Raw genomic sequence first — 22,797 nt, forward strand, 5'->3', positions numbered from 1 at the left:
TTCCGGTGCGGCCCCCGCTGTACCGTTCGTCCGACCCCACACAGCATGACCCCCAACTAACGAGGAGACACCGATGGCGTACAGCGAGCAGGAGATCCTGGCCGGCCTGGCCGAGATCGTCAGCGAGGAGACCGGCCTTCCGACGGACTCCGTCCTGCCCGAGAAGTCCTTCACCGACGACCTCGACATCGACTCGCTGTCGATGATGACGATCGTCACGCTGGCCGAGGAGAAGTTCGAGGTCACCATCCCCGACGACGAGGTCAAGAACCTCGCGACCGTCGGCGACGCCGTCAGCTTCATCGCGGGTGCGCAGGCCTGAGCCTGTCCCGACCCGCCCGTCCGGACGGGCACATCACGTGCCCGTCCGGGCGGTCCACACCTGAAACGTCCCCAAGATCCGACCTGGAGCACCGATGAGCCACGTACCTGATGTCGTCGTCACGGGACTGGGCGCGACCACCCCGCTGGGTGGGGACGTGGCCAGCACCTGGGCCGCCGCGCTGAACGGCGAGTCCGGCGCACGGCGCTTCGACGACGCCTGGTTCGAGCGCGCAGGCCGGTTCGGCATCCCGGTCGAGTTCGCGGCGACCATCAAGGTCGACCCGGGCGAGGTCCTGACCCGCCCCGAGCAGAAGAAGATGGACCTCTCCGCGCAGTACGCGATCATCGCGGCGCGCGAGGCCTGGGCCGACGCGGGCTCGCCCGAGGTCGACGGTGACCGGCTCGGCTCGGTCGTCTCGTCCGGCATCGGCGGCATCCAGACGATCCTCGACGCGTGGGAGAAGCTCCTCGGGAGCCCGGACGGCGGCGCACGCCGCGTCCTGCCCATGACCGTCCCCATGCTCATGCCCAACTCGCCGACGGCCTACGTGTCCTTGGAGTTCGGTGCCCGTGCCGGCGCGCACGCCCTCGTGTCCGCCTGCGCCTCGGGTGCCGAGGCGATCGGCTACGCGGTCGACATGATCCGGACCGGCCGTGCAGACGTCGTCATCGCCGGCGGCACCGAGGCGTCGATCCACCCCATGCCCGTGGCCGCCTTCGCCGCGTCCCGCACGCTCTCGCTGCGCAACGACGACCCCGAGGGCGCCTCGCGCCCCTACGACGTCGACCGCGACGGGTTCGTCATCGGCGAGGGCGCCGGCGTCGTCATCCTCGAGAGCGCCGAGCACGCCGCCGCCCGTGGCGCCCGCGTCTACGCGCGCATCGCGGGTGTCGGCCTGTCCGCCGACGGCTACCACATCACCTCCCCCGAGCCCTCCGGCGACGGTCAGGTCCGCGCGATGCGGGCCGCCCTCGAGGAGTCCGGGATCGCGCAGACCGACATCGTGCACGTCAACGCGCACGCCACGTCGACCGTCGTCGGCGACCTCATCGAGGCGCGCTCGATCCGCGGCCTGCTCGGCGACGAGGCCGACCACGTCGCGCTCTCGGCCACGAAGTCGATGACCGGCCACCTGCTCGGTGGCGCAGGCGCGCTGGAGACGATCTTCACCGTGCTGGCGCTGCACGACCGCCAGGCACCGCCGACGATCAACGTCGAGAACCCCGACCCGGAGCTCGTCCTGGACCTGGTCCGCGACAAGCCCCGCGCGCTGCGCGACGGGCAGATCGGCGCCGTGAACAACTCGTTCGGCTTCGGCGGCCACAACGTGGCGCTCGTCGTCGCGTCGGTCTGAGGCGGCTCGGAGCTTCCAGCACCCGCCCGTCCACCGCGCCGTCGGTGGTGCGGCGCGGCCTCAGCCCACCCGGTGCAGCCAGCGCACGGGCGCACCCGCGCCGGCGTACCGGAAGGGCTCGAGCTCGTCGTCCCAGGCCTGACCGAGCGCGAGGTCCAGCTCGGTGCGCAGCCGCACCGGGTCCGCGGCGTGCTCGAGCGCGGCGCGGATGCGGTCCTCGGGCACGACGATGTTGCCGTGCACGTCGGTCGCGGCGTGGAAGATGCCGAGCTCCGGGGTGTGGCTCCAGCGCGACCCGTCGACGCCGTGGCTGGCTTCCTCGGTGATCTCGTAGCGCAGGTGCGCCCAGCCGCGCAGGGCGGAGGCCAGGCGGGCCCCCGTGCCCTGGGGGCCCTGCCACGAGTGCTCGGTCCGGTAGAAGTCCGGGCCGGCAGGCTGCTCGATCCAGTCGAAGGACGCACGTCCGCCCAGCACGTTGCCTGCCGCCCACTCGATGTGGGGGCACAGAGCGCGGGGTGCAGAGTGCACGAAAAGAACACCGCGGGCGATCGCACCTGCCATGTCGTCCTCCTGAACGGGCTTCGAGGTTCGTCTTCCCCAACGGCCTCAGCTTGTCCAGCAGTACGCACGGTCTCGCGGCGTGCTGGTGACAGCATGCACGAGCGCCCGGGGGAACGCCAGCCTGACGCGCCTCAGAGCTGGTCGCGGATGGTGCGCATGGCCTTCTTGCGCACCGACCGCTCGAGGCGGTCCAGGTAGAGCATCCCGTCGAGGTGGTCCACCTCGTGCTGCAGGCAGCGGGCCATCAGCTCGGTCCCCTCGACGACGACCTCCTTGCCGTCCAGGTCCGTCCCGACCACGCGCGCGTACCAGGCCCTCCGCGTCGGGTACCAGAGACCCGGGACCGACAGGCAGCCCTCGTCGCCGTCCTGGTACTCGTCCTCCGACAGCTCGACGATCACGGGGTTGAGGACGTAGCCGACCTCGTCGTCGATGTTCCAGGAGAACGCCCGCAGGCCGACGCCGATCTGGTTGGCCGCGAGGCCCGCGCGCCCGTCGGTGTCGACGGTCTCGACGAGATCCTCGACGAGACCGCGCACCCGGGCGTCGATCGTGGTGATGGGGTCGCACGGGGTGCGCAGGACGGGGTCTCCGACGGTCCGGATCTCTCGCATGGCCATGCGGTGATCCTTTCATGGCCGACGCGTTCCCGAGGCGCGGCGGCAGCCGGGGTGTGACCAGCACGACAGCCCGAGCCCGTGCTCGGTCCAGCAGCCGAGCGTATCTTTGTACTGACCGGTCAGTTTAAGGAGTCGTCGTGTCGATCATCACCCCAACCCTCGCCGCGCAGGCGCGCACCCTCGGGCTGACCTCGGACCGGGGAACCGTCTACGGCCCGCTCGATCTCGACGTCCAGGAAGGGACCCTCGCCGTCGTGCGCGGCCCGCAGGGGTCGGGCCGGACCACGCTCCTGCTGACGCTCGCCGGCCGGATGGTCCCCGACGCGTCGTCGCAGCTCGTCGTCCTGGGGCACGTGCTCCCCCGCGACCGCACGGCACTGCAGCGCGAGGCGGCCCTGGCCGGCTTCGCGGGGATCGACGAGCTGGACGACTCGGTGACCGTGGCGCAGCACGTCCGCGAGCGGCTCGCGTGGCTGTCCCCGTGGTACCGCCGGATGCGTCGACCGGACCAGGCCGACGTGGACGCACTCCTGCGACCCGTCTTCGGCGACCTGCCGGTGCCCGCCGCGGAGACCGTCGTCTGGCACCTCGACGAGGTCGAGGCCCTGCTGCTGCGGATCGCGCTGGCGATGGCCCAGGGTCCGCGCCTGCTCGTGGTCGACGACCTGGACCAGGTGCACGACCCCGACCGCCGCGCCCTCGTCTGGGAGCGGCTCGACGCCCTCACCGCCGACGGGCTGACCGTCGTCGCCGCCAGTGCGGCGGCAGCCCCCCGCACCGTTCTCGATCTCTCCGTCATGAAGGACGCCTGATGCTCTCGCTGACTTCCGGATCCGAGCTTCGCCGGTTCCGCCGCGGACGGCTCCCCCGCCTCGCCGTCGCCGCGATGCTGCTGGTCCCGCTGCTCTACGGCGCGTTGTATCTCTGGGCGTTCTGGAGCCCGACGTCGCACCTCGACCGGCTGCCGGTCGCCCTGGTCGACGCGGACACCGGGGCCACGCGCGACGACGGGACCCGGCTCTCGGCCGGCGCCGACCTGACCGACCAGCTCACCGACGCCGGGGCGCTCGACTGGCGCGTGACCGACCCCGCCGACGCCGCCGCGGGGGTGCGTGACGGTGACTACTACTTCGCGGTCACGATCCCCGACGACTTCTCGACGTCGCTCGTCTCGGCCGGCGGCGACGAGCCGACCAGCGCGCGGATCGACGTCACCTACAACGACGCCAACTCGTTCATCGGGACGACGCTCGGCCGCTCGGCCATGACGCAGGTGCGCGACGCGGTCGCCGAGACCGCGGGTCAGGAGGCCGTCGACCAGGTCCTGGTCGGGCTCGGGGACGCACGCGACGGTCTCGTCCAGGCGTCCGGCGGTGCCATCTCGCTGCGCGACGCCGCGACCCAGCTGGGCGACGGCGCCGCGCAGGTGGCCTCCGGGGCCGCGCAGGCGCGGGACGGCGCCGCGGCGCTGGCGGCCGGCACGGCGGCGCTGCGCACCGGGTCGGCCCAGGTCGCCGACGGCAGCGCGTCGTTGGCCGACGGTGCCGGACGGCTCGCCACCGGTGCCCAGACCGCGAGCACGTCGAGCGCGGCTGTCGCGGCGGGTGCGCGGCAGGTCGCCGACGGGGTGCATGCGACCGTCGGTCAGGTCGCGGCCGTGACGTCGGGGCTGTCTCAGGTCGGCGCCTACCTCTCCGCACGCGCCGCGACGGGCGACCCCGACGCGGCCGCGCTGCTCGCGGCCCTCGGCGCCGCGGACGTGTCCGGTGCTTCGGACCAGCTGCGCCAGCTCGACACGGGCGCGGCGCAGGTCGCGTCGGGAGCGGCCGCCCTGAACGGCGGCCTCGGGACGCTCGCCGGCAGCGCGCAGACCCTGTCCACGGGAGCGGGCTCGCTCGCCGCTGGGGCGTCACAGGTCGCGGACGGCGCGTCGGACGCCGCCGACGGGGCTGCGTCGCTGGCCGCGGGCACGGCGACGCTCGCCGACGGCGCCTCCCGGGTGGCGTCCGGCACCACCCAGGTCGGCGACGGCGCGCAGCAGCTCGCGGACGGGCTGACCGACGGCGCCGCGAAGATCCCGGACGACTCGCCCGCCCTGCGGACCGCACGCGCCAGCACCATCGCGAGCCCGGTGGCGCTCGCGACCACCGACCTGGCGACCGCCGACAGCCTCGGCGAGGGCTTCGCCCCGATGTTCCTGCCGATGGCGCTGTTCGTCGGCGGGATCATCACGTGGATGCTGCTCCGACCGCTGCCGACCCGGGCTCTGGCGACCCCCGCGTCCGGCTGGCGTGTCGCGATCGCCGGCTACCTGCCGGCCGTGGCTATCGGCGCAGGTCAGGTGCTCTTCCTGCTCGGGGTCGTCGGGTTCGGACTCGGCCTGAGCATCGGACACCCCGTGGGAGCCGCCCTGTTCCTCGTGCTCGTCGCGGCGACGTTCCTCGCGGTCCAGCAGATGCTGATCGCCGTCCTCGGGACCGCCGCGGGCAGGGTCGCGACGATCGCGCTGCTCATGCTCCAGATCACCTCGGCGAGCGGCACCTACCCGGTGCAGACCACGCCCACGTTCTTCCAGGTGCTGCACCCGCTGCTGCCGATGACCTACGCGGTGCAGGGTCTGCGCGACCTTGTGACGGGCACGCCCGACGCCCGCCTCTGGGTGGCCGTCGGTTACCTGGTCGCCGTGCTGCTGGCGTCGTTGGCCGTCACCGCCTGGAAGGCCGGACGGATGCGGACCTGGACAGTTGCCCGGCTTCACCCGGCGTTGAGCATATGAGTGCCCGAGCGATCTGACAGGCTGCGGCAATGCGAGCAGGGGACACCAAGGAACAGATCGTCGATGCAGCGCTCGCGCTGGTCGCGGAGCGTGGCTTCGCCGCCACGTCCGTCGACGACATCGCCGCGGCGGCCGGAGTGGCCAAGGGCAGCATCTTCTACAACTTCGGCTCCAAGGCCGGGCTCTTCGAGTCGATCATCAGCCAGGGGGTCGGACGGCTCACCGAAGCGTTGCGGTCGTCGTCGCACGGGCTGCACGGCCGCGAGGCGCTCGAGGCGCTCGTCACCGAGCTGCTCACCCAGATCCAGGCGCACCCCGACTTCGCCAAGCTGATGGCGGCGGAGTCGTTCCGGACCGGGCGCAGCTGGCAGGACTCGATCCGGCACCTGCGCGACGAGTCGATCGGCACCTTCGCCGACGTCGTCGCAGAGGCCTGGCCCGAGCGCAACGCGCTGCTCGCGGCCGCAGCCCTCTTCGGCGCAACTCTCCTCGGCGGCCTCGAGTGGCTGGTGTTCCAGCCGCACCGCACGCTCGCCGAGGTCCGTGCGGCGATCCTCGCCACCGTCGTCTAGATCGCGATCCGTCCCCGGAAATGCAAGAAGCCCGCCGTCTCCGGCGGGCTTCCTGCGTCGTCCCGAGGGACGTCAGTGTGGGTCGAGATCACTCGCCGCGCTGGGTGGGGACACCCGTGAGGAGCGAGCGGACCTCGGACTCGTGGAAGCGGCGGTGGCCGCCCAGGGTCCGAACCGCCGAGAGCTTGCCGGCCTGGGCCCAGCGCGTGACCGTCTTGGGGTCGACGCGGAAGAGGACCGCGACCTCACCGGGGGTGAGAAGGGCGCCCTGCGAGAGGGGGGCTTCGATGGTGGTAACAGCCATGATCGTTCTCCTGTCGTTCGGTAGCTCGGCTGGCCTCGTGGGCCCCGTGGCTTTGCGTCCCCGCCTTGCAGCGGGTTTGCCGTTTGTCGCTGACAAGGGGAACTATGCCCGGTTCTGGACACGTGTGCAACAGGCTGACCAGGCCGTTTCGCGGGCAAACGGGTGATTCAAACCCTCCAAAACCGGGCGGACGGCCATGTTCACCTTCCCTCGGGACCGGACCTGTGGCATCGGCCGACCCGCGGTCCCCGGTGAGAGCGCGAACCTCGAGGCCACCGGTGAAGCGGCCCTGACCAGGAGTTATGTCGCCGGTCGAAGCAAACCAGGCGGTGTCCGTTTCGTCACAGTGACCCGCCGGGGCGGTCCTGACCGGGCCCGTCAAACCGGTCCGAGGGACAGAAGGGACAGACCTGGGCAGACTTCCCAACATGTGGCGCATTTCACCCGTTTGCCGTAGAGACGACGGGCGCCGCGGGCCTAGATGCGGCCGTACCGGGCCCTGACGAAGGAGTAGACGCCGTACGCGACGAGGCCGGCGGCGACCACCACGAGCAGCACCACGCCGGCCGGATGGCCGCGCAGGGTGTGCATCGCACCGTCGAGCCCGGTCGACTTCGACGGGTCCGCGGTGGCCGCGGCGACGACGAACAGCACCCCGACGACCGCGAGCGCGATGCCCTTGCCCACGTAGCCGAGGACGCCCAGGCGCCGAGCCACCGAGTCGGCCGGCGCGGGTGGGAGGCCGCGCAGGTCGTCGAGGAACTTCTTCGTGGCGCCCTTGTAGACGTGGTAGCCGGCGACCGCGATCACGGCGATGCCCACGGCTCCCACGAGCAACCGGCCGCCCGGCGCGGACATCAGCTTCGCGGTCAGGTCCTGCGTCTGCGCCGAGCTGTCGGACCCTCCCCCGCGCGCGAACGACAACGCGGTGAACGCCAGGGCGAGGTACACGATCGCGCGGCCCGCGGCCTTGGCCCGGTCGCCCCCGCTCGCGGTCGCGGTCGAACGGCCCGGCGCGCCCTTGCCGATCGCCTTGGCCAGCTGCCACACACCGAGCGCGACGAACGCCAGCACGCTGAACCACAGGACCACGCCGCCGAACGGGGTCGAGGCGATCGCCGCGAGGGCTCCGGACTGGTCCGCCTGCTCGCCGCCCGAGCCGAACGCCACGCGCAGCGCGAGCAGACCGATGAGCACGTGCAGCACGCCGCTGACGACATAGCCGCCTCGCGCCGCGGCCTCCCAGCCCCGCTGGGCGTTCTGTGTCCCGCTCGTCGTCGCCATGACAACACTCCCTCGTGGACCGCCGGGGGTGGCGTCCTCGGCGCCGATGATCCCAGCGACCACGCCGGGCGGCGACCGGAGCGGGCGACCTACGCCGGGCGGCTGCCGACCATGCCCCGGGTGCGCCCGAAGAGCCCGCGCCGCTGCGTCGGGACGAACATGGTCGCGTCCGGCGAGCAGCCGTCGTAGCCGGAGGGGTAGAAGACGAGGTCGGGGCGGAGCAGGGCTACCTGCGACAGGCGGGAGCCGCGGGCGAACGCGGCCGCCAGGTCCTCGTCGGCCCCGATGTACGTCAGCGTGTTGTCGTGCTCCTGCACCACGTGCTCCCCCGTGCAGACCTCACCGCGTCGTGGGGTCCAGCCCCAGGGGCTCGCCGGCTCCTGGACCGGGTCGGCAGTCTTCCGGTAGATGTCGAATCCGTAGCGCACGTCGTTGTGCTCCTTCCAGCCGTCGCACCCGATCCGGGCGCTCCTGACGTTCATCGACCCGTTGCGTACCCGGCGGTAAGCGCGTCGACGCCGTTCCCTCCGACGCAGCAACGTGTTCACCCCGCGGAGTGCACCTTCGGTACTGTTCCGATGCCCCAGTAGCTCAGCCGGTCAGAGCGCCAGACTCATAATCTGAGAGGTCGTCGGTTCAAGCCCGACCTGGGGCACCACGCCACGCGGGTAGGTTTCTGCCGTGGCCCTGTTCTCCCGTCGACGACTCCCCGACACCGTGCGCTCGCGCCTCGAGCTGCGACCCGGCGACGCCGTCCTGGTCAGCACCGAGCTGGTCGACGACCGCTGGGTCGTGGCCACCCGCCTCGCCCTGCACGTGCTCGACGCGGGGCAGGAGGCCGTCCGCCACCCGTGGTCGGACGTCGACCACGGCGCGATGGACCCCACCACCCGGACCTTGAGCGTCCGCTGGGTCTGGGGTCGCACGAGCCGGTTCCTCTTCACCGACGCCCCCGGGTCCACCGCGTTCGCCCAGACCTTCCGCGAACGGGTCCAGCAGTCGGTCGTCCACGCGGTCGCCGCGACCCTTCCCGACGGCCAGCGGATCCGGGTCGCGCTGCGCCGCGGCGAGGACGGCGAGCTGTTCACGCAGGTGCTCGGCGAGGGTTCCGTCGACCTCTCCGACCCGGCCGTCGCGGCCGTCGTGGACGCCGCCGAGGACGAGGTCCGCGACGCCGTCGGGCTCCCCCGCTGAGTGCGGGAGCACCCTCCGACGGCTGCTACAGTTTTCCCCGCACGATCCCTCGTAGCTCAATTGGCAGAGCATCCGACTGTTAATCGGACGGTTACTGGTTCGAGTCCAGTCGAGGGAGCCAGCAGACGGGCCCCTGACCAGCGAAACGCGGCGGGGGCCTTTCTCATGTCGTCGTGGTGCGACTCGCGTGCGCGCGCCAGACCGCTCCAGGTGCGCACACGTCACGGCACCGCGGGCTGCCTGCAGGCGAAGTGCGCCGGGTCAGGCCCGAGAGCTCTGACGCACGATCAGCTTCGGCGGCAGGACGATCGTCGAGTGCTCGTGCGGTCCGTCGCCGTGTGCGGCCTCTTCCTGCAGGAGGGTGGCACCGAGGCGCCCCACCTCGTCGCCGGGCTGCGCGACGGTGGATATCGGGATCGGGCTGTCCCATGCGGCCTGGTTGTTGTCGTAGCCCACGATCGCGACATCCTCGGGAACACGGACGCCCGCCGAGACGGACAGCGCCTGCACGATGCCGGCCGCGAGGAGGTCGGAGGCGGCGAAGATCCCGTCGATCTCGCCGGCTGCGACGCGCGACGCGAGGTGCACGCCCACGGACCAGCCGTCGGAGCGGTTGATCCATTCGGGCGTGATCACCTCGGAGGTGACGTCCGGGTGCTCGCCGACGGCACGGTGGAACCCCTTGCCACGGTCGACGACGGGCTGGAGCTCGTAGGGACCACCGACGAACGCCAGCCTGCGACGGCCCGTCTCGATCAGGTGCTTGGTCGCGATGTAGCCACCGAGAGCGTTGTCCACGTCGACGCTGCAGTACTGCGACGACGGGGCGCTGAAGTTGAGGAGAACGAGCGGGATCCCCGCCGGCGCGCGCCGCGCGACCGCGGCGAAGTGTGCCGCGTCGTTCAGAGTCATCAGCACGCCCGTGACCCGGGACTGGGCGAACATGGCCAGATAGTTCGACTCCCGTTCGATCCGTGCGTCGCTGTTGGCGATCAGGAGCGTCAGACCGCCTTGCTCGGCACCGTTCTCCGCGCCGCGTGCGATGTCGACGAACAGCGAGTTGCTCAGGTCCGAGACGATGAGTCCGATCGACCGCGTCGATCCGAACTTCAAGGACCGGGCGGCCGTGTTGGGGACGTACCCCAGCATCACCATGGCGCGCTCGACCCGCTCTCGCGTGGCGGCCGCGACCTTGTCCGGGTGGTTGAGGACGTTGGAGACCGTCCCGAGCGACACCCCAGCGAGGGACGCGACATCGTCCACGCTCGGTCGTGACCTCGCGGCTGGACGGTTCGTCGGTTCTCGGGGAGGCACCGATGGCTCCTTCGTGGTCCAGTGATCGATGGCGAGACGAGAGTAGCGGTCTGTCCCAGGCGGCGAGCCGGATGCAGCGCCGCATCCGTGGCACTCGTTGAATCGAGCCAACCCTAGACCGGACCCCGCGCACTGCTGCCGGGACCCATCGGCCATCGAACCTGGTCAAATCACAGTTTGGCAACGCCGGTTGACCGACGCGGACCGGAGGTCTACGTTTTGAAACGCTTCAATCCATACTTCGCAATTCAAGGAGGAACTGTGAACTCGATGCTGAAGCGCCGGCGCACGCTGCTGGTGGGCGTCGTCGGTGTGAGCGCAACTCTCGCGCTCGCCGCATGTAGTGGCTCGGACTCAGGGTCCAGCGCATCGTCGTCGGGCGGGTCCGGGAAGTCAGCCGCCGACCTGTCGTTCCTCGCCATCAACGAGAACGAGACCATCCCGACCACGCTGACCACGCTGAGCAAGGACGAGTGCAAGGCGCAGGACGCGGCGCAGCCCCTGAAGATCACCAAGCAGGCGCAGTCGACCCTTGACCAGCAGCTGCAGCTGCTCGCTGGCCAGGACGCGCTGCCGTCTCTGTTCATCAGCGCCAACGCTCCGTCGCTCAACGCCCAGCTGGCCGAGCAGGGGACCCTCCAGGACGCCGGCGACGCACTCGACCAGCTCGGCATCTCGGACGACGTCCTGCCTGCGGCATCGTCGGTCATCGAGAACCTGTACGACGGCAAGCAGCTCGTCCTGCCCACGGAGCTGAACATCGAGGGCATCTGGTACAACAAGAAGCTCCTCGCCGACAACGGCATCGAGGTCCCGACGACGTGGACCGAGCTCACCGACGCGTTCGCGAAGCTGAAGGCGGCCGGCGTCCAGCCGATCTCGAACGCGGGCAAGGGTGGCGACGGCTGGGGCGTGACCCGATGGGTCGGAAACTACATCGCTCGTGACCTCGGTCCGACGGCGCTTCAGGACGTGCGAGACGGCAAGGCCAAGCTCACGGACCCGGAATACGTCAAGGCCGCCGACGCGATCGCGGACCTCGGCAAGCAGGGCTACTTCGGCGAGTCCCCCACGTCGATCGACTACACGACGGCGCTCAACACGTTCCTGACGGGCGACGCCGCGTTCATCTACATGGGTTCGTGGGCCGTGTCGAACTTCAGCGACCCCGAGCAGAACAAGATCGGCGCCGACAACATCGGCTTCATGCACTTCCCCGACGTCGACGGCGGCAAGGGCTCGGCCGAGCAGATGCCCGCAAACGTCGGCACGGCCGTGGCGATCTCGACGAAGGGTTTCGAGGACTCGGCCACGCAGGACTGGGTCAAGTGCATCGCCGCGAACTACGGCACCGTCGCCCTGCGCGACAGCGGCCAGGTGACCGGCTTCAAGGTCAACGGCGACGTCGAGGTCTCCCCGCTGAGCCAGCTCGTCCAGGACGAGATCGGCAAGACCCAGGAGAGCATCCTGTGGTTCGAGGCCTACTTCAGCCCAGAGGCGACGACGACCAGCCAGAACGACGGCGGTCTGCTCGGCTCGGGACAGCTGAGCGGTGAGGACTTCATGAACCAGGTCCAGGCCAGCCTCGGTTCCTGACACACCCTGAGTGTCGGCGCACGACCAACGAGGCGGGCCGGTGCCTGCGGCACCGGCCCGTCTCACACCCCTCGACGATGAGAGGCAGCTCCTGCCATGAACCGTGTCCTCGGCGACAAGCGCGCCATCCTGCTGCTGCTCGGGCCAGCACTGCTCGTGTACTCGCTCGTCATGTTGCTGCCGATGATCTGGTCGCTCGGATACACGTTCTTCAGCGGCAGCGTCGTCACGGGGTTCGACTGGGTCGGTCTGGAGAACTTCCAGAAGCTCTTCACGGATCCGGCCGCGCGCGAGGCGCTCTTGTTCACCCTGAAGTACGCCGTGGTGATCACCATCGGGCAGGTGCTCGTGGGCTATGGGCTGGCCCTGCTGTACATCTTCTTCCTGCGCAAGGCGTCGGCCACGATCCGCACGCTCGTGTTCTTCCCCGTCGTCCTGCCGACGGTTGCCGTCGCGCTGCTGTTCCAGAAGTTCTTCGAGTTCGCGCCGCAGACCGGGCCGGTCAACGCCCTGCTCGAAGCCGTCGGGCTGAACGCCGTGGACTGGTTCGGGACTGCGAGCCACGCGTTCTGGGTGATCGCGTTGATGGACATCTGGCGCTCGATGGGCTTCTACGCCGTCCTGCTCTACGCCGGGCTGGTCGACGTGCCGGACGAGCTGCTCGAGTCCGCGCGCCTCGACGGCGCTGCCGGCTGGCGGCTCGTGCGCAGCATCGTGCTGCCGCTCTCGCTGCCGGTGCTGGTCTCGTCGATCATCTTCAGCATCAACGGCACCCTCAAGGTCTTCGACTCGATCTACGCACTGACCGGCGGAGGCCCAGGCAGCGGGACCACTCCCCTGACGCTGCTGATGTACCGGACGTCGTTCTTCTACGGCGACTACGGCTACGGCTCAACGATCGCGCTGGCGCTCACGATCCTGTGCCTGATCGTCACTCTCTTCATCTTCCGCGCGAACCGTCGCGACATCACCCAGGACTGAGCCATGACCACCCTGACGCAGACACCGAAGTCCGTCGCCGCACCGGCCCACCCCGGCCGGACGCGCCGCCGCCTCCGCCGCATCCCGCTGTATGCCGGCGTGACGGTCCTCCTGGTCGTGATGGTGTACCCGCTGATCTGGCTCCTGCTCGGGTCCTTCAAGACGCAGGACGAGTTCCTCAACGACCCCACCTGGTCGCTCCCCGAGAGCTTCACCAACTTCAGCAACTACGCAGAGGCCTGGTCGAGCATCGCGCTCTACCTGCGGAACTCGGTGCTCGCCGTCTTCCCGGCCCTCGCCCTCGTCGTCGTGCTCGGCACTGCCGCCGGGTACGCGCTCGAGGTCATGGTCTTCCGTGGTCGCGGGGGCGTCCTGCTGCTGTTCCTGGCCGGGATCATGATCCCCGGCCAGATGATCCTGCTCCCGCTCTTCACGGTGTACTTCAAGCTGCACCTGACCAGCACGCTGTGGCCGCTGATCATCACCTACACAGCGATCGGCCTACCGCTGACCGTGTTCATGATGGCGACCTACTTCCGCTCGATACCTCGCGAAGTGTTCGAGGCGTCCACCCTCGACGGCGCGTCCGCAGTCCGCTCGTTCTGGTCGATCGGCTTCCCGATGATGCGCAACGCGGTGTTCACCATCGCCCTCGTCCAGTTCTTCTTCCTCTGGAACGACCTGCTCATCGCCCTGACGTTCACCACCCAGGACAACCTGCGCACCGTCCAGGTCGGCCTGCTCAACTTCACCGGGCAGTTCGGAGCCGTCGACTACGGACCGACGTTCGCCGCCATCTGCATCAACATGCTGATCATCCTGGTGCTCTACATCTTCCTCAACCAACGAGTCATGCGCGGCCTGTCCGCCGGAGCGGTCAAGGGCTGAGGAGTGATCACCGAACCCAGGCCGGCCCTGCCGCCGGACCAGCCCGACATGCCCGCACCCGAGATCGCCGTCAGCGCGCCCGTCGTCGAGCACCGCGCCGACGCCCTCGGTATCGGCGCACCGCGTCCGCGGATCTCGTGGACGATCGAGCGCGCGCCCAGCGGCTGGCAGTCCTCGGCCTACGAGGTACGCATGAGCGGTGCCGGCCGGCCGGCCGTCAGCTCGGGCTGGGTGAGCAGTGGGACGCAGAGGCTCGTCGAGTGGCCCTTCGAGTCGTTGCGGTCGCGGGAGCAGGTCCTGATCGCCGTCCGGGTACAGGACGAGGACGGCCGACGGTCGCCGTGGTCGTCGCCCACAGCGGTCGAGGCCGGACTCCTCGAGACCGCAGACTGGGTCGCCCGAGCCGTCACGCCGGCCGGACCGGTCGAGGACACCGACCTCCGTCGTCCACCGCTCCTGCGACACGAGTTCGAGCTCGCGGAGCGACCAGTCTCGGCGCGCCTGTACGCGTCCGCGCACGGTCTCGTCGAGCCCTACCTCAACGGCGTCCGCGTCGGCGACGAGGTCTTGGCCCCCGGCTGGACCGTGTACCCGCACCGCCTCGTGTACGCGACGTACGACGTCACCGACCTGCTCAAGGTCGGGCCGAACGCGATCGGCGCCTTCCTGGGCGACGGGTGGTACCGGGGACGTCTGGGTTTCGACGGCGGCAGCCGCGACATCTACGGCGACCGCCTCGCCCTGATCGCCCAGCTCGAGGTGGTACTGGCCGACGGCACCCGTCGCGTCATCGGAACCGGACCGGACTGGCAGGCAGGCGTAGGGCCGATCCTGAGCTCCGGCCTCTACGAAGGCGAGAGGCATGACGCACGACTCGACCCCGCGGGATGGTCGGTGGCCGGATTCGACGACAGCACGTGGTCGCCGGTCGACGTGGTCGAACGGGACCCGGCGACGCTCGTCGCCCCGGAGGGTCCGTCCATCAGGTGCACGCAGGAGCTCGAGCCCGAGTCGATCACGCGGACGGCTCGCGGGACCGCTCTGGTCGACTTCGGGCAGAACCTGGTCGGCCGGGTCCGCATCACGGTCGACGGCCCCGAGGGAACGCTCATCCGTCTCCGTCACGCCGAGGTGCTCCAGGACGGAGACGTCTACGTGCGACCGCTGCGCGGTGCGCAGTCCGTCGACGAGTACACGCTCGGCCCTGGTGGGCCGCAGGAGTGGGAACCACGCTTCACGATCCACGGGTTCCGGTACGTCGAGATCGAAGGCTGGCCGGGCGAGCTGCGGCGTGGCGACGTCGTTGCTCGGGTCCTGCACACGGACATGCGGCGCACCGGAGGCTTCGCCTCGTCGGACACCCGCCTCAACCGCCTGCACGACAACGTCGTGTGGAGCATGAGGGGCAACTTCGTCGGACTGCCGACCGACTGCCCCCAGCGCGACGAACGCCTCGGGTGGACCGGTGACATCCAGGTGTTCGGCCCAGCGGGGACGTTCCTCTACGACTGCGCCGGTCTGCTGTCGTCGTGGCTTCGAGACCTGGCCCTCGAGCAGCTGCCCGACGGAACGGTGCCGTGGTTCGTGCCGACGATCTACGGCAACCCGATGTGGTCACCTCCTCGCCCGGGCGCCGCCTGGGGAGACGCAGCCGTCATCGTGCCGTGGACCGTGTACCAGCGGTACGGCGACCTCGACGTGCTCCGCCGGCAGTTCGACTCGGCCCGCGCGTGGGTGGAGTGCGTCGAACGACTCGCCGGCCCCGACAGGCTGTGGGACGACGGTTTCCAGCTGGGCGACTGGCTCGACCCCGCCGCTCCGCCAGACGACCCCGCCGGTGCGCGCACCGACCGCTACCTCGTGGCGAGCGCCTACTTCGCCCACTCGGCGCGGCTGCTCTCTCGCATGGCCGACGCATTGGGACGCCGCCAAGAAGCGGAACGATTCGGCGCCCTGGCGGACGAGGTACGCGAGGCGTTCGTGCGCCGCTACGTGCAGGCAGACGGCCAGCTCGCGAGCGATGCGCCCACCGCATACGCCCTCACCCTCGCGTTCGACCTCATCCCGACCGAGTTCCGCGCGGTCGCCGGCGACCGGCTCGCCCGGCTCGTCGAGGAGGGCGGTGACGTCGTGGCAACCGGATTCGTCGGAACCCCGGTCGTGCTCGACGCACTCGCCAGCACCGGGCACCTCGATCGCGCCTACGCCCTCCTCATGCAGACAGAGTGCCCGTCGTGGCTCTACATGGTCGGGCAGGGCGCGACGACGATGTGGGAGCGCTGGGACTCGATCCTCCCGGACGGGACCGTCAACCCCGGGGACATGACCTCGTTCAACCACTATGCGCTCGGCAGCGTCGCCGAGTGGCTGCACGGGACGGTCGCCGGTCTGCGCCAGGCCTCACCAGAAGGCGACGTCTTCGAGGTGGCGCCTCGCCCCGGCGGCGGGCTGAACTGGGCACGGGCGTGGCTGGAGACCTCCTACGGGCGTGCCGATGTCCGCTGGGAGATCGAGGGCGACCAGGTGGCCATCACCGTCACGGTCCCCGTCGGCGCTCGGGCACGCGTCGATCTCGGTAGAGCCGGCGTCGTCGACGTCACGTCCGGGCGCCACGAGCTGACGGCAGGGCTCGACCATCTGATCAGCACCTGACCGCATCGGAGAGACGCTCCACCCGACCGAGGTGGAGCGTTTCATCCTGCCCTCCTGTCGCTTGCGAAACGGCGCCGACACCAAAATCTGCGCAGCCCAGAGATCTGCACCGCTTGACGAGATTGTGGCCTTCTGAGTAGTTTCGACTTCATTGTTTGAAACGCTTCAACTCAAGGGTTGGAGCGGACTTGCGCACGGACCTTGTCGTATCCGTCTCTCAATGAGGAGAACCGATGCACGTCTCGTTGCCCCGCCTCCGGTTGCCCGGCTCACGCCGGTCGATCGCCTTCGCGTCGTCGCTCGCGGTCCTGGTACCCCTCGCGGTCGGCGTCCCCCTGGCTGTGTCGGCGCAAGCCGCGCCGGCCAACGCGGCCTGCCCCTGGATGGACACCAGCAAGACCGCCGACCAGCGGGCGAACCTCCTGCTCAAGGCCAGCACGCTCGACCAGAAGCTGCGCTGGCTGGACGAGCAGGCCGCCAACAGCCCGGCACAGACCACGTTCAACGGCGTGACCTACCCGGCCCAGGTGGCATGCACGCCGAAGGTCGTCTACACCGACGGCCCCGACTACGTGCGGGGGTCGACCGGCGTCACGGTCTTCCCCGACCAGATCGGTCTGGCCGCCACGTTCGACGAGCAGCTCGCCTACGACAAGGGCGTCGCGCAGGCGGACGAGGCCTTCCGCTCCGGGAAGAACGTCATCCTCGGCCCGGGCGTCGCCTCGGGAAGGACCCCTCTCTCCGGCCGGACCCCGGAGTATCTGGGCGAGGACTCCCTGCTCTCGGGGAACATGGCCGCGGCCACCATCAACGGCATCCAGAAGGGCAACCCGAGCCAGCCCGTCATGGCCGTGGTCAAGCACTACGTCGCCAACGAGCAGGAGCTGGACCGGCAGACGAGCTCGTCGAACGTCGACGGCCGCACGCTGCGCGAGGTGTACAACCTGCCGTTCAAGATTCTGATCGACAAGTCGAACCCTGGCGGGATCATGTGCTCGTACAACCAGATCAACGGCGTCTTCGCGTGCGAGAACCCCGTCTTGAACAACCTCCTCAAGGGCGACACCGGCTACCAGGGCTACGTGGTGTCCGACTTCGGTGCCGTGCACAGCACTGCACCATCGCTGGCTGCCGGGCTGGACCAGGAGCTGAACCGCCCGCGGTTCTACACGCCGGCCAACATCGGCGCCGCGCTCGACAACGGTTCCGTGACGATGGCGCAGATCGACGGTGCCGCGTTCCGCGTCGTGCGGGCGTACATCGCGAACGGGCTGTTCGACCACCCGCTCCCGGACGTCCCCTCGACCAGCTCGTCGACGGACGCCCACAAGGCGCTCGCCGCTCAGATCGCCTCCGAGAGCTCGGTGCTGCTCAAGAACGACGGCAACGTGCTCCCCCTGACCGCATCGACCACGAAGATCGCGATCATCGGCCCGACCGCCTCGAACACCCCGACCAACGGGATCAGCGCTGGCAGCGTCTGCGCCCAGGCCTCAGGTCCCTTCGGCGGCAGCGGCAACCCATGCCCGAACCCCGTCGCACCGCTCGACGCGATCACGGCACGCGCTGCACAGGTCGGAGCGACCGTCACCTTCGACAACGGAGCCGACCTCACCAGCGCCGCCGCGACGGCAGCCGCCGCGGACGTCGCGATCGTCTTCGGCTACTCCAAGCAGGGCGAGTTCGCCGACCGCACGACGCTGGACCTGGACAACAACGGCGACGCGCTCATCGCCGCGGTCGCCGCCGCGAACCCCAGGACGGTGGCGATCCTCGAGACCGGCACGGCGACCCCGATGCCCTGGCTCGGCAGCGTCAAGGCCGTCTTCGAGGCCTGGTACCCGGGCGAGCAGCAGGGCACGGCGATCGCCCGCCTGCTCTACGGCGACGACAACTTCGTGGGCCGACTCCCCATGACGTTCCCGAAGTCGCTCGCGGACACCCCGACGAACACCCCGCAGCAATACCCCGGCACGTTCGCCAACGGCAGCACGACCCGCCCCACAGGCAGCACCGAGATCCGACAGGTCAGCTTCAGCGAGGGGCTGCTCGTCGGCTACAAGTGGTACACGGCGAAGAACATCACGCCTCTGTTCCCGTTCGGGTACGGCCTGTCCTACACCGGCTTCGCCTACAACAACCTCAAGGTCACGGGCAAGACGAACGGCAAGAAGCCGATCGACGTCACCTTCCTGGTGACCAACACCGGCCCGAAGCTCGGTACGGAGACAGCCCAGGTCTACCTGACGCTCCCCTCAGCGACGGGTGAGCCGACGCGGCTCGTCGGGTACGCCAAGGTGTCGCCCAAGGTCGGGCGCGGCGAGAAGGCGACGGTCACCATCGATCCGCAGGCGGCGGACCTGCCGCTGTCGTACTACGACACGGCCAGCCACGCCTGGACGATCGCACCCGGCACCTACACCGTCCAGGTCGGTCCGTCGGCCGTGACCGCCTCTGTGACCGGGACCTTCACGGTCGGATAGGTCCGCCACATCCTGACGCCCGCCCCGTGTCCGATCGGGGCGGGCGTCAGCCGCACGACTCGCACGTCCCTTCGAGGGCCACGGAGTGCGCGTCGTGCTCGGCGGAGCCGGCTCCAGTCCGAATCCCGCTGGACACGGACGACGACGGCTGGCCCGTGCCCCGGCTACCGTCGGGGTAGTCGCCGTTCGACTCGAAGGGCGAGGCGCCCGGGAGGCCCACTCCCCGATCGGAGCGGGAGGCGACATGGCCGCACGATCGGACGACCAGAGGCGCGCAGCGCTCGACGCGCTGCTCACGCTCCTGCACCGGACGCACCTGGCTGCACCCGACGTGCTGCCAGACGCGGTCGAGGCGGGTGTCGCGCACCTGCGCGCGTCGGCGGTGACGTACCTCGCGGACTACAGCAACACGGTGCTCGTCCCGATGGTCGCGGCGGGCCGAGCACGGCCCGACACGCTCGGCATCGACGCCACCCTCGCTGGTCGCGCCTACCGCCTGCTGACCGTGCAGACCACGGTGGCGGCCGAAGGTCCGGTGATCTGGATGCCGATCATCGACGGGGTCGAACGGCTCGGCGTCCTGCAGGTCGTCGTGCCGGACGAGGAGCGGCTCGGGGACGACGCGTTCCTGCGTGACCTGTGGTCGTTCGCGCACCTCCTCGGACACCTCGTCACGATCCTCGACGAGTACGGCGACGCGGTCGACGAGGTCCGACGCCAGGCGCCGCGGACGGTGTCCGCCGAGCTGATCTGGCAGCTGCTCCCGCCCTTGACGTCGGGCACCGACAAGGTCGTCGTCAGCGGCCGTCTGGAGCCGTCGTCCCACGTGGGCGGCGACGTGTTCGACTACGCGCTGTCGAACGCCCAGGCGCAGTTCGCGATCCTGGACGCCACAGGTCACGACCTGCACTCGGGGCTCGCCGCGGCGACCGCGCTCGCCGCCTACCGCAACTCGCGGCGCCACGGGCACGGTCTGCTCCAGCAGACCGAAGCGATCCACCGCGCGGTCAGCGACGAGTTCGCCGGGAGCACCTACGCGACCGGCGTGCTGGGAACCCTCGCGCTCGACACCGGCGAGCTGCGCTACATCGCGGCCGGTCATGCTCCACCGCTGCTCCTGCGCCGAGGCCGCGTCGTCAAGACGCTGTCCTCCGGTCGCCGACCGCTCCTGGGACTCGACACCCGAGAGGTCACCGTCGCCGAGGAGTGGCTGGAACCGGATGACGTGCTCGTGCTGTACACGGACGGGATCACGGAGGCGCGCGACACCGAGGGACGGTTCTTCGGACTCGACAGGCTCGTCGACTTCATCGAGCGCGAGGCGGCGGACGGGGTGCCGCTGCCCGAGATCGTGCGCCGGGTCGGCCGCCGGATCCTGGACCACCAGAACGGCGTCCTTCAGGACGACGCGACGATCCTGCTGATCCAGTGGACCTCCCAGGGCCAGGAGTCGCTCGAGCCGACGGCCCGTTGAGCTGGGTCGGTTCGCGCTCGCCGAGGCCCTGCATCACCGGAACGGCCGGCGGAGACTGTCGACCTGGTGCGTACCGCGGGCGTCACCCGTAGTCGCGGCGGTACCGAGCGTCGACCTGGCGGGCGAGCAGCTGGCGCTCGTCCTCGAGCGTCACGCCGTGCTTGTGCGCGAGGGCCGCGAGGATGTCGGAGCAGATCGCGTCGAACTCGTCGCCGGCCGAGCGACCGGTCGTCGTCAGCCAGCGCTGGTCGGCGACGTGGCGGACGTACTCGCCCACGGCGGCGTCCTCGGTGCGCAGGATGGTTCCTCCGTCGGCGAGAAGTGGGGTCCCGTCCGGGTTCGCGATTCCGGTGCCGGTCGGGCGAGGCCCGACCGACGCTGACGCCGACGCCGACGGCTGCGGGACCTCGTGCGCACGGACCTGGACGGGCGGCGTCTGTGGCTCGGGCGGCGCCGACGCGCGGGCCGGGGACGGCTGCTCAGGCACCGCGGTCACCGGACCGCCCGGGCCCTCGTGCTCGCGCAGCTGTGCGGTCACGATCTCCAGCCTGGCCCGGTAGCTCTCGATCACGGCCAGCTGATCGTCGAGCGGCACCTCGGGTTCGCCGCCGACGAAGTCCTGGTTGTAGGACTCCCGAGCGCGCACGAGCCGCTGCGAGAGTCGGCTGATCTCGTCGCGCAGCTTCGCGGGGCTGGCATCCGCGTTCGAGCGCGCTTGCGGCGGCGTTGCGTCGAACGTCAGTGCCATGGCTCCGCTCCTTGGTCGCCCTCGACCTCTCCACTCCATCGACCCTTCGGGCGCCCAACATGAGCCCGACGGCCGAGGAACACGAGGAGTCCGTGAACCGACGCGAGTGGCGCTGCGTGCGACTGCCCGGTCCGCGGTCGGAGCCGACGGGACCGCGGACCGGGCCGACCTCACCCCTCGGTGCCGGTCACGCCGATGTAGACCGCCGGGTTGCCGCGCGGGTTGAGCAGCACGACCGGTGCGATGCACCGCTGCGGCAGGGCGACCGTGGCCCGGATCCGGACGTCACCCGTGGGCGAGAACGGCACGGCGGCCGTCGTCGCGACGACCGCGCCGTTGCACGCCACGCTGGCCGAGACCGTCGCGACGGGGTTCGCGCCGGTCGACGTCAGGACGAGGCCCTCGACCTTGACGTCCAGCCGGCCGTCGTGGCGCAGCTTGACGTCGCCGTCGCCGATCACCCAGTCCGCACCGCCGGGCGCGACCGCCCCGAACAGCACCGGGTCGGTCGTCAGGCTGCCGGCGACCTCCGCGGTCAGGATCGTCCGCCCGCCACCACCGCCGTGGCCGCCGTCGGCGAAGGCCGCGGGAGCCCCCAGCAGCCCGACAGTCGCCACGACCGCCCCCGCCATCGCTGCGCGCCTCAGGATCGTCTTCATCGTCAACCCTTTCTCCGCGGGCCCGGGACAGGCCCGACACCTGTTGACACGAGACCGGGTGGCTCCGGGTTCACGGAGGATGCGTCTCCCCTGTTTTCGGCGTACAACGGAGCCATGTTCGAAGAAGGTCAGCTGTACGCCCCTGTCACCGCCGACAAGGACGGCAAGGCCACCGTGCACCTGGCGGACGACCACCCCGGTGCGAACGACGAGGAGTACCGCCGTCGTCGCAACGAGATCGCCGCCCCGGCACTCGCGTGGCGGCCGGGCGACGCCGTGCCGCGCGTGGAGTACACCGACTCGGAGAACGAGATCTGGGCGACCGTGTGCCGCGAGCTCGCGCCCAAGCACGAGCGGCTCGCCATCCGCGGCTTCCTGGAGGGCAAGGAAGCCCTCGCCCTCCCGAGCGACCGCGTGCCGCAGCTCGACGAGGTCAGCGACGGGCTCGAGCCGCTCAGCGGCTTCCGGCTGCACCCCGCCGCCGGGCTCGTCCCGCTCGACGTGTTCTACGGATCGCTGGCCGACGGGATCTTCCACTCCACCCAGTACCTGCGGCACCCGTCGCAACCGCTCTACACGCCGGAGCCGGACATCCTCCACGAGGTGGTGGGGCACTGCAACCTGCTCGCGAACCCCGCGATCGCGGACGTGAAGCGCCGCGCGGGCGAGGCCGCGCGACGGTGCCAGACGCCCGAGGGGCTGCAGTACGTGGCGGACGTCTTCTGGTTCACCATCGAGTTCGGCGTGATGTACGAGGCCGGCGAGCTGCGCGCGTACGGCGCAGGTCTGCTCTCCTCGTACGGCGAGATCGAGGAGTTCCGCGGCGCGGACGTGCGTCCCGTCGACTTCCACGCGATGGCCACCCTGGAGTACGACATCTCGCACTACCAGCCGATCCTGTTCGCGTGCGACGGCATGGGCGAGCTCACCGACCGGGTGGGCGGATTCTTCGCGGAGTTCGACGACGAGACGCCGGCCCGGCTCGCCCGCGAGGCCGCGGTCAGCCGCTGAC

Annotated in this window: 21 protein-coding genes, 2 tRNA genes and 1 riboswitch; of the genes, 15 read left to right on the forward strand and 8 right to left on the reverse strand. The window is 70.3% G+C overall.

Annotated elements, in window-relative coordinates:
• Positions 1–73 precede the first annotated feature (73 nt).
• Together AC1DZC_RS06295 and AC1DZC_RS06300 are read left to right on the forward strand one after the other, a co-directional pair.
• A complete protein-coding gene (locus AC1DZC_RS06295) occupies positions 74–322 on the forward strand; it encodes an acyl carrier protein (protein WP_028048687.1) in 249 nt (82 codons plus the stop codon).
• Between the two features lie 94 nt (positions 323–416).
• The gene (locus tag AC1DZC_RS06300; protein WP_477042622.1) at positions 417–1,679 is read left to right on the forward strand and encodes a beta-ketoacyl-[acyl-carrier-protein] synthase family protein; all 1,263 of its coding nucleotides are present in this window, start codon (positions 417–419) and stop codon (positions 1,677–1,679) included.
• 60 nt (positions 1,680–1,739) lie between these two features.
• Here AC1DZC_RS06300 and AC1DZC_RS06305 read toward each other — a convergent pair whose 3' ends face one another.
• Both AC1DZC_RS06305 and def read right to left on the reverse strand, forming a co-directional pair.
• Positions 1,740–2,240, reverse strand: coding sequence for a DUF3145 domain-containing protein (locus AC1DZC_RS06305; RefSeq protein ID WP_477040081.1), 501 nt, complete (start codon positions 2,238–2,240; stop codon positions 1,740–1,742).
• 131 nt (positions 2,241–2,371) lie between these two features.
• Positions 2,372–2,860: a peptide deformylase gene (def, locus tag AC1DZC_RS06310; RefSeq protein WP_477040082.1), complete on the reverse strand. Its 489-nt coding sequence runs from the start codon at positions 2,858–2,860 to the stop codon at positions 2,372–2,374.
• Between the two features lie 137 nt (positions 2,861–2,997).
• Between def and AC1DZC_RS06315 the strand changes: the two genes are divergently transcribed.
• Genes AC1DZC_RS06315 through AC1DZC_RS06325 form a run of 3 tightly spaced genes read left to right on the forward strand, consistent with a single transcriptional unit; the run spans position 2,998 to position 6,208 of the window.
• A complete protein-coding gene (locus AC1DZC_RS06315) occupies positions 2,998–3,672 on the forward strand; it encodes an ATP-binding cassette domain-containing protein (RefSeq protein WP_477042623.1) in 675 nt (224 codons plus the stop codon).
• Positions 3,672–5,636, forward strand: a complete 1,965-nt coding sequence (locus AC1DZC_RS06320; protein ID WP_477042624.1) for a YhgE/Pip family protein — start codon at positions 3,672–3,674, stop codon at positions 5,634–5,636. The genes AC1DZC_RS06315 and AC1DZC_RS06320 overlap by 1 nt, the downstream gene beginning before the upstream one ends.
• 29 nt (positions 5,637–5,665) lie before the next feature.
• Positions 5,666–6,208, forward strand: a complete 543-nt coding sequence (locus tag AC1DZC_RS06325; RefSeq protein ID WP_477040087.1) for a TetR/AcrR family transcriptional regulator — start codon at positions 5,666–5,668, stop codon at positions 6,206–6,208.
• Positions 6,209–6,296: 88 nt separating this feature from the next.
• Here AC1DZC_RS06325 and AC1DZC_RS06330 read toward each other — a convergent pair whose 3' ends face one another.
• From AC1DZC_RS06330 to AC1DZC_RS06340, 3 genes are all read right to left on the reverse strand, one after another.
• Positions 6,297–6,512, reverse strand: coding sequence for a BldC family transcriptional regulator (locus AC1DZC_RS06330; protein ID WP_477040088.1), 216 nt, complete (start codon positions 6,510–6,512; stop codon positions 6,297–6,299).
• Between the two features lie 16 nt (positions 6,513–6,528).
• A riboswitch (cyclic di-GMP riboswitch) is annotated at positions 6,529–6,603 on the reverse strand.
• Between the two features lie 386 nt (positions 6,604–6,989).
• Positions 6,990–7,796, reverse strand: coding sequence for a DUF1206 domain-containing protein (locus tag AC1DZC_RS06335; protein ID WP_477042625.1), 807 nt, complete (start codon positions 7,794–7,796; stop codon positions 6,990–6,992).
• A gap of 89 nt (positions 7,797–7,885) precedes the next feature.
• Positions 7,886–8,278, reverse strand: a complete 393-nt coding sequence (locus AC1DZC_RS06340; protein WP_477042626.1) for a hypothetical protein — start codon at positions 8,276–8,278, stop codon at positions 7,886–7,888.
• A gap of 98 nt (positions 8,279–8,376) precedes the next feature.
• Between AC1DZC_RS06340 and AC1DZC_RS06345 the strand changes: the two genes are divergently transcribed.
• The 3 genes from AC1DZC_RS06345 to AC1DZC_RS06355 all read left to right on the forward strand — a co-directional run bounded on the left by AC1DZC_RS06345 (position 8,377) and on the right by AC1DZC_RS06355 (position 9,111).
• A tRNA-Ile gene (locus tag AC1DZC_RS06345) sits at positions 8,377–8,454 on the forward strand.
• Between the two features lie 23 nt (positions 8,455–8,477).
• The gene (locus AC1DZC_RS06350) at positions 8,478–8,990 is read left to right on the forward strand and encodes a hypothetical protein (RefSeq protein ID WP_477040091.1); all 513 of its coding nucleotides are present in this window, start codon (positions 8,478–8,480) and stop codon (positions 8,988–8,990) included.
• Positions 8,991–9,035: 45 nt separating this feature from the next.
• Positions 9,036–9,111: transfer RNA gene (locus AC1DZC_RS06355), tRNA-Asn, on the forward strand.
• A 140-nt stretch (positions 9,112–9,251) separates the two neighbouring features.
• Here AC1DZC_RS06355 and AC1DZC_RS06360 read toward each other — a convergent pair.
• Positions 9,252–10,253, reverse strand: a complete 1,002-nt coding sequence (locus AC1DZC_RS06360) for a LacI family DNA-binding transcriptional regulator (RefSeq protein WP_477040092.1) — start codon at positions 10,251–10,253, stop codon at positions 9,252–9,254.
• Between the two features lie 321 nt (positions 10,254–10,574).
• Here AC1DZC_RS06360 and AC1DZC_RS06365 point away from each other — a divergent pair, with 321 nt between their 5' ends.
• The 6 genes from AC1DZC_RS06365 (at position 10,575) to AC1DZC_RS06390 (ending at position 20,378) form a co-directional block, all read left to right on the forward strand.
• Complete coding sequence (locus tag AC1DZC_RS06365) at positions 10,575–11,900, forward strand: ABC transporter substrate-binding protein (RefSeq protein WP_477042836.1); 1,326 nt, start codon at positions 10,575–10,577, stop codon at positions 11,898–11,900.
• 96 nt (positions 11,901–11,996) lie between these two features.
• Positions 11,997–12,881 (forward strand): carbohydrate ABC transporter permease, encoded by an 885-nt coding sequence (locus AC1DZC_RS06370; protein WP_477040093.1) that lies wholly within the window; start codon positions 11,997–11,999, stop codon positions 12,879–12,881.
• 3 nt (positions 12,882–12,884) lie between these two features.
• Complete coding sequence (locus tag AC1DZC_RS06375) at positions 12,885–13,769, forward strand: carbohydrate ABC transporter permease (protein WP_477040094.1); 885 nt, start codon at positions 12,885–12,887, stop codon at positions 13,767–13,769.
• A gap of 3 nt (positions 13,770–13,772) precedes the next feature.
• A complete protein-coding gene (locus AC1DZC_RS06380) occupies positions 13,773–16,421 on the forward strand; it encodes a family 78 glycoside hydrolase catalytic domain (RefSeq protein WP_477042627.1) in 2,649 nt (882 codons plus the stop codon).
• A gap of 233 nt (positions 16,422–16,654) precedes the next feature.
• Positions 16,655–18,904 carry a beta-glucosidase gene (locus tag AC1DZC_RS06385; protein WP_477042628.1) on the forward strand — a complete coding sequence of 750 codons (2,250 nt, stop codon included), beginning with the start codon at positions 16,655–16,657 and terminating at the stop codon, positions 18,902–18,904.
• A gap of 244 nt (positions 18,905–19,148) precedes the next feature.
• A complete protein-coding gene (locus tag AC1DZC_RS06390; protein ID WP_477042629.1) occupies positions 19,149–20,378 on the forward strand; it encodes a PP2C family protein-serine/threonine phosphatase in 1,230 nt (409 codons plus the stop codon).
• Between the two features lie 82 nt (positions 20,379–20,460).
• Here AC1DZC_RS06390 and AC1DZC_RS06395 read toward each other — a convergent pair whose 3' ends face one another.
• Both AC1DZC_RS06395 and AC1DZC_RS06400 read right to left on the reverse strand, forming a co-directional pair.
• Positions 20,461–21,126, reverse strand: coding sequence for a hypothetical protein (locus AC1DZC_RS06395; protein WP_477042630.1), 666 nt, complete (start codon positions 21,124–21,126; stop codon positions 20,461–20,463).
• Between the two features lie 170 nt (positions 21,127–21,296).
• On the reverse strand, positions 21,297–21,785 hold the full coding sequence (locus AC1DZC_RS06400) for a hypothetical protein (RefSeq protein WP_477042631.1): 489 nt from the start codon (positions 21,783–21,785) through the stop codon (positions 21,297–21,299).
• A gap of 114 nt (positions 21,786–21,899) precedes the next feature.
• On the opposite strand from AC1DZC_RS06400, the gene AC1DZC_RS06405 reads away from it, so the two are divergent.
• A complete protein-coding gene (locus AC1DZC_RS06405; RefSeq protein WP_477042632.1) occupies positions 21,900–22,796 on the forward strand; it encodes a phenylalanine 4-monooxygenase in 897 nt (298 codons plus the stop codon).
• Position 22,797: the final 1 nt, after the last annotated feature.

This window comes from Cellulomonas sp. P2_B4, assembly GCF_056404795.1.

Bases quoted from the DNA above. Each gene is read 5' to 3' on its own strand.
- def (WP_477040082.1), bottom strand. From the start codon at position 2,860: ATGGCCATGCGAGAGATCCGGACCGTCGGAGACCCCGTCCTGCGCACC.
- AC1DZC_RS06340 (WP_477042626.1), bottom strand. From the start codon at position 8,278: ATGAACGTCAGGAGCGCCCGGATCGGGTGCGACGGCTGGAAGGAGCAC.
- AC1DZC_RS06300 (WP_477042622.1), top strand. From the start codon at position 417: ATGAGCCACGTACCTGATGTCGTCGTCACGGGACTGGGCGCGACCACC.
- AC1DZC_RS06370 (WP_477040093.1), top strand. From the start codon at position 11,997: ATGAACCGTGTCCTCGGCGACAAGCGCGCCATCCTGCTGCTGCTCGGG.
- AC1DZC_RS06395 (WP_477042630.1), bottom strand. From the start codon at position 21,126: ATGGCACTGACGTTCGACGCAACGCCGCCGCAAGCGCGCTCGAACGCG.
- AC1DZC_RS06335 (WP_477042625.1), bottom strand. From the start codon at position 7,796: ATGGCGACGACGAGCGGGACACAGAACGCCCAGCGGGGCTGGGAGGCC.
- AC1DZC_RS06330 (WP_477040088.1), bottom strand. From the start codon at position 6,512: ATGGCTGTTACCACCATCGAAGCCCCCCTCTCGCAGGGCGCCCTTCTC.
- AC1DZC_RS06375 (WP_477040094.1), top strand. From the start codon at position 12,885: ATGACCACCCTGACGCAGACACCGAAGTCCGTCGCCGCACCGGCCCAC.
- AC1DZC_RS06400 (WP_477042631.1), bottom strand. From the start codon at position 21,785: ATGAAGACGATCCTGAGGCGCGCAGCGATGGCGGGGGCGGTCGTGGCG.
- AC1DZC_RS06295 (WP_028048687.1), top strand. From the start codon at position 74: ATGGCGTACAGCGAGCAGGAGATCCTGGCCGGCCTGGCCGAGATCGTC.
- AC1DZC_RS06405 (WP_477042632.1), top strand. From the start codon at position 21,900: ATGTTCGAAGAAGGTCAGCTGTACGCCCCTGTCACCGCCGACAAGGAC.
- AC1DZC_RS06305 (WP_477040081.1), bottom strand. From the start codon at position 2,240: ATGGCAGGTGCGATCGCCCGCGGTGTTCTTTTCGTGCACTCTGCACCC.
- AC1DZC_RS06325 (WP_477040087.1), top strand. From the start codon at position 5,666: ATGCGAGCAGGGGACACCAAGGAACAGATCGTCGATGCAGCGCTCGCG.
- AC1DZC_RS06385 (WP_477042628.1), top strand. From the start codon at position 16,655: ATGCACGTCTCGTTGCCCCGCCTCCGGTTGCCCGGCTCACGCCGGTCG.
- AC1DZC_RS06390 (WP_477042629.1), top strand. From the start codon at position 19,149: ATGGCCGCACGATCGGACGACCAGAGGCGCGCAGCGCTCGACGCGCTG.
- AC1DZC_RS06365 (WP_477042836.1), top strand. From the start codon at position 10,575: ATGCTGAAGCGCCGGCGCACGCTGCTGGTGGGCGTCGTCGGTGTGAGC.
- AC1DZC_RS06320 (WP_477042624.1), top strand. From the start codon at position 3,672: ATGCTCTCGCTGACTTCCGGATCCGAGCTTCGCCGGTTCCGCCGCGGA.